1 protein-coding gene is annotated in these 244 nt (G+C 45.9%); it reads left to right on the forward strand.

Annotation, left to right across the window (positions count from 1 at the left end; all coding sequences use genetic code 11):
• A partial coding sequence (locus tag HU760_RS24405) for a hypothetical protein (protein WP_217858991.1) occupies positions 1–236 on the forward strand: 236 nt, incomplete at its 5' end.
• Positions 237–244: the final 8 nt, after the last annotated feature.

The following is a 244-nucleotide window of genomic DNA, read 5'->3' on the forward strand; positions in this document are numbered from 1 at the left end:
GACTCGCTGCGATCTCTCGTAGCGGGATGCGAATCATACAGCGTTTTGAAACACTGTCAACCTTCATCTCGACCGCTGCCGATCATTCGATCGTAGCCCTTTCAGCTTCTTCGTTACTACTTAACTCATTGATGAACAAGGAGTTTTTCGTTCCGATCTCGCTGGAAGTGGGGCGCATTATAAGGGGATCCGAAACCGCGTCAACCTTTAATTTCAAGAAACCTTCATATCACTGAAAAACAAA

Origin of the sequence: Pseudomonas oryzicola (genome assembly GCF_014269185.2) — a bacterium.
Lineage (GTDB): Bacteria > Pseudomonadota > Gammaproteobacteria > Pseudomonadales > Pseudomonadaceae > Aquipseudomonas > Aquipseudomonas oryzicola.